The organism is Petrachloros mirabilis (assembly GCF_975968855.1).
On record NZ_CDLUDY010000131.1, the window covers coordinates 1 to 4,490 of the forward strand.

General features: G+C 54.5%; 6 protein-coding genes. All 6 read right to left on the reverse strand.

What is annotated here, in order from left to right; genetic code table 11:
* The coding region (locus tag ACWVCN_RS05295) for a S41 family peptidase (RefSeq protein WP_455244481.1) at positions 1-650 on the reverse strand (650 nt) is incomplete at its 3' end.
* A 26-nt stretch (positions 651-676) separates the two neighbouring features.
* A complete protein-coding gene (locus tag ACWVCN_RS05300; protein WP_455244482.1) occupies positions 677-1,864 on the reverse strand; it encodes a murein hydrolase activator EnvC family protein in 1,188 nt (395 codons plus the stop codon).
* Positions 1,861-2,760, reverse strand: a complete 900-nt coding sequence (ftsX, locus tag ACWVCN_RS05305; RefSeq protein ID WP_455244483.1) for a permease-like cell division protein FtsX — start codon at positions 2,758-2,760, stop codon at positions 1,861-1,863. Before ftsX ends, ACWVCN_RS05300 begins: the two co-directional genes overlap by 4 nt.
* Entirely contained in the window at positions 2,757-3,425 is a 669-nt protein-coding gene (gene ftsE / locus ACWVCN_RS05310) for a cell division ATP-binding protein FtsE (RefSeq protein ID WP_455244484.1), read from the reverse strand. The genes ftsX and ftsE overlap by 4 nt, the downstream gene beginning before the upstream one ends.
* 6 nt (positions 3,426-3,431) lie before the next feature.
* Positions 3,432-3,824, reverse strand: a complete 393-nt coding sequence (locus ACWVCN_RS05315; RefSeq protein WP_455244485.1) for a YraN family protein — start codon at positions 3,822-3,824, stop codon at positions 3,432-3,434.
* On the reverse strand, positions 3,821-4,490 hold a 670-nt coding region (locus ACWVCN_RS05320), incomplete at its 5' end, for a ribonuclease HII (RefSeq protein WP_455244486.1). The genes ACWVCN_RS05320 and ACWVCN_RS05315, both read right to left, overlap by 4 nt.

The window sequence follows — 4,490 nt, forward strand, 5'->3', positions numbered from 1 at the left end:
AAATCACGGCCCGTTGCCTCTTGGAATTGGGTCAGCTTGACATATCCGATGTTCTCAAGAACTTTCGATTTCACGCTTTCAATCTTAATGGTATCCCGCACCAAGGTGAACTGGAGGGGCTCCGGAGCTCCTTCACGCTGAATCGTCAGGGTCACTTTCGTTCCCTTCGGACCACGCATTTTCTGCACAGCATCCATGAGCGAGAGGTCTTTGGTCGGCTCGTCATTCACTTTGGTAATGAAGTCGCCCGCCTTGATACCCGCGCGCTGGGCCGGTGTCCCATCGATAGGAGCAATCACCGCCAGATGATTGTCCTTGACCCCGATTTGAATCCCGACTCCGCCGAATTCCCCCTTCGTTTCGACCTGCATCTCCTTGTACATTTCCGGAGTCATGTAGGCCGAATGAGGATCGAGAGTCGCCAGCATCCCTCGAATCGCGCCCTGGACGAGATCTTTGATCTTCGTTTCGTCGACGTAGTTCTTCTGTACTTGAGTCAAGACCTCCGAGAACGTCCTCAATTCTTCATAGGTCTCGCTGGCGTGGCCGGTCCGTTCCCACCCTTTCCCGATCAAGACTCCGGCTACCAAGGCCACCACGATTATCGGACCCAACATCCAGAATCTCCGCCGCGGGTTCTGTTCCATCATGTGTGTTCCTTTCGCCTCCCCAACTCTTATCGTTTCGCCAGCCACTGAAGGGGATCAACCGGTTCCGCCCCTTCCCGTAACTCGAAGTATAAGGTGTTTTCGCCCGTCATTCCCGTGTCACCCGTTTCTCCTATCGATTGGCCGGATTCCACGTGCCCCCCTACAGCGGCGAGAATCCTGGATGCATGCGCGTAGAGCGAGAAGAATCCGTTTCCATGATCAAGGATTATAACGAGTCCGTACCCTTTCAACCAGTCCGCATAAACAACGGTTCCGGGCATCACTGCACGGATCTCACTCCCCTCGGCAGTCTGAATTTCGATTCCGCGCCTTTGAACGTAGGTATTGAACGTCGGATGCTTCTGCTTCCCAAAAAACGTAACCACTCTGCCGTCCGCGGGCCAGGGAAGTGCTCCCTTGAATCCGCGCGGAGACACTGCGCCGGGCAGCGGCTTGGCGGCCGCCGCCTTCCGCCTGTTTTCCAACTCGCGAAGTAATCCGTCGATGCGTGAGGCAGACCGTTCTAATTCCTGCAGGGCTCGATCATAGGATTCCTTCTCCTTGGTCAGCTTGGTCAGATAGACTTTCTTTTCTTTTTTAACCGCCTTGATATCCTGCAATTGCTTTTCCGTTGTCCGCTTATACCCCAGGATGCCGGCTCGGGCCTCTTCACGCTGCCGTTCCGCTTCTTGCATCTTGGTCATATCGCTTTTAAACGTTTCGAGCAGTCGATAGTCCCGTTCAGAAACAGCGGACAGATAGCGCAATCGCCGCTGGAAGTCTCCGTACGAGTCCGATGCCAGCAGCGATTTCCAATGGCCAAACCGCCCCTCCATATATTGCACGCGCAGGCGTGCCAAGATCGCTTCCTGGCGCTCCTCCACGCCAGCTTTCAAACCAGCAATCTGGGCATTGATCGCCTCAATCTCCTGATCTTTCTTGCGCAGCTTTCTCTTGATTTCCCGATGGGTCTGCCGATACCTCATGTGGCGTTCATCCAAATTCTGGATCGCCTGCAAGATAGACTCGCGCTTCTTATCCGCTTCATCCATCTTCCGGCGCTTCTCTTCGATCTGATCCTTGAGCTGTTCCAGTGTTTTCCGTTCCTTATTTATCTTCTCACTGATCGAATCCGCTAGAACCGTCGGCGCTATCGAAAGAGGCAGGGCTGTCCACAGCAGAGCAGTTGTGAGCACTTTAATACGGCACATCATACTCTGACCTCATCGAACCGCCGGAGCGACACAAAACTTCCCGCGCACCCTAGCCCTATCCCGACCGCTACCAACACAAGACAGATCGAAAGCGGGAAAAATATGACGAGATCCTCCAACCCACTTAGCCTGCCCGTCGCCTGCATCTGTTGCCTGAATAATTCGTACAATCCTTTCAACATTGCTAGCGAGAAGGCACTTCCAATCCCTCCAAGCGCGGCACCTTCGAGCAAATACGGAATCCGGATAAAAGTTCTGGTCGCCCCGATCAACCGTAAGATGACAATTTCATTGCGCCGGGCAAACAGGGTCAATCTGATGGTGTTTGCGATGATCGTCACAGCGGCCGCCGAAAGGATTAATCCGATGCCGATCGCAACCAATTCGATTGATCGTATGATAGTCGAAAGGGCATCGATCCAGTCTTGATTATAGTCAACTTTCGCGACCCCGGAGAGTCGCCCGACACGATCCGCCCATCGCTGGATGGCTTCAGGTGATTGATAGGGCGGCCCGAGATTCACGACGAAAGAGGCGGGCAAGGGATTCTGGCCGAGCCCTTCGAGCAAATGCGCGTCTTCCGGGAACTGCTCTTTAAATTCGCCCATCGCTTTTTCTTTGGAGATAAACTGCAGAGCCGAAACGGCGCGATCGTTGCGCAACTGCTTCTCTACATCTGTGACAGCTGTGTCGGCAGCATTGTCGTTGAGGTAGACCACGATCTTGATATCATCTTGGAGCCAGCCGGCTGCCGCGCGCAAGTTCACATAAAGTAACAGGAAGATTCCCACGCAGGCGAGCGTAAAGGCCGTCGTAAGAATCGCCACTGCCGTAGTCATGCGATTCGTCCAGATGTTGGCCCAGGCCTCTCTTAAAAGATAGAAGATCGTTCTCATACCCCGACTCGCTGTTCCGGCATGAGGAAACCCTGCAGTAACGTAACGACCCGCCGATTTACTTGAGTCATCACCGAAGGGTCATGTGTTGCCACGACAACCGTTGTCCCACGGGCGTTGATCAACTTGAACAATTCCATGATTTCAGCCGTGAGACCGGGATCCAAGTTGCCAGTCGGCTCGTCCGCCAAAAGCACGACAGGTCCGTTCACGATTGCCCGTGCGATACATACCCGTTGCTGTTCTCCCGTCGACAAGCTAACAGGGAATTGATCGCGCTTGTGTTCGATGCCGACAGCCCGTAAGGCCTCCGTGACCTTACGCCTGATGTCACCGGATGACACCCCCTGCACCAACAATGGCAACGCTACGTTATCGAACACGGACTTTTTCTGGAGAAGGCGGAAGTCTTGAAAGACGGAACCGATCTTCCGTCTGAGAAACGGGATCTCTGACGGTCTCAGCGATGTCACGTTCTTTCCGTTCACGAACACCTGACCGCTGTCGGGTCGTTCGGCACCGATCAACATTCGCAGCAACGTGGATTTTCCGGCGCCGCTTGGGCCCATCAATAGCACGAACTCGCCCTTCCCGATCTCCAGCGTGACGTCCGACAATGCGGGCTTTCGATCATACTGTTTCGAGACATGTATCAATTGAATCATTTCCGCCTACCAACGAAGATCGTCACCGGGAACTTCGAACGCATTCTTGATGTGGTCGACCTGAGAATCAGCGCACGTCGTTCCCTGCACCAAAACGACATCAAAGCGACACATTCGACCGGTCAGATGATGCCGTGCGAGATACTGCGAGGCCAAACGAATCAACTTCTCCTGTTTCTGCCTATGAACGGCATAGATAGCACCGCCGAACTTCTCGGTTTGACGGGCCTTCACTTCGACGAACACCAGTACAGACCCGTCTTCTGCAACCAGGTCCAATTCGCCCAAAGACGAGCGGAGATTTTTGGCCACGATCCTATAGCCTTTTTGTTGCAAATACCGAGCAGCCTTCTTCTCTCCTTCTTGCCCAAAGAGTCGTCTAGGGTCAAGGATTGTCACGCTATTGTCCGCCGGAGATCGGGGTCACAAACAGATAATCTTGGCGCCCGTGCTCTTGCGTCGATCATCCGCGCGACAGGGGCAAACGTTCGCCGATGAATGGCACAGGGGCCATAGGCCTCGAGTTGCTTCAAATGCTCTTCTGTTCCATAACCCTTGTGGGAAAGGAAGTTGTAGTGGGGAAAGACTCGATGATACTCCGCCATCAGCCGATCCCTGGTCACCTTCGCGACAATCGAAGCTGCCGCAATGGACAGAGACAGTGCATCACCTTTGATGATTGAACGAGAAGAGATTCCACAACCGGGAAGATTCACGGCATCGATCAAGAGACAGTCCGGCTGAGGTGAAAGGGCCTCCACCGCTCGATACATGGCAAGACGCGTGGCTTCAAGAATATTCAGTCTGTCAATTTCCTCTTCCGTTGCCGACCCGATGCCGATGCCGGCGGCACGCTCAGCAATCACGGCATAGAGCGCTTCTCGTTCGGAGTCTGACAACTGCTTGGAATCGTCGCATCCGATGAGACGGCAGCGGCTCGGAAGCACGACGGCTGCCGCTACGACGGGCCCCGCCAGAGGGCCCCGTCCTGCTTCGTCGAGGCCGGCGATCCGGCGGTAGCCGCATCGCCGTGCCTCCAGTTCAAATTCGTCGGTAGGTCCCACG

Excerpts from the sequence above, each read along its gene's own strand:
- ACWVCN_RS05300 (WP_455244482.1), bottom strand. The coding sequence starts at position 1,864 with ATGATGTGCCGTATTAAAGTGCTCACAACTGCTCTGCTGTGGACAGCC.
- ftsX (WP_455244483.1), bottom strand. The coding sequence starts at position 2,760 with ATGAGAACGATCTTCTATCTTTTAAGAGAGGCCTGGGCCAACATCTGG.
- ftsE (WP_455244484.1), bottom strand. The coding sequence starts at position 3,425 with ATGATTCAATTGATACATGTCTCGAAACAGTATGATCGAAAGCCCGCA.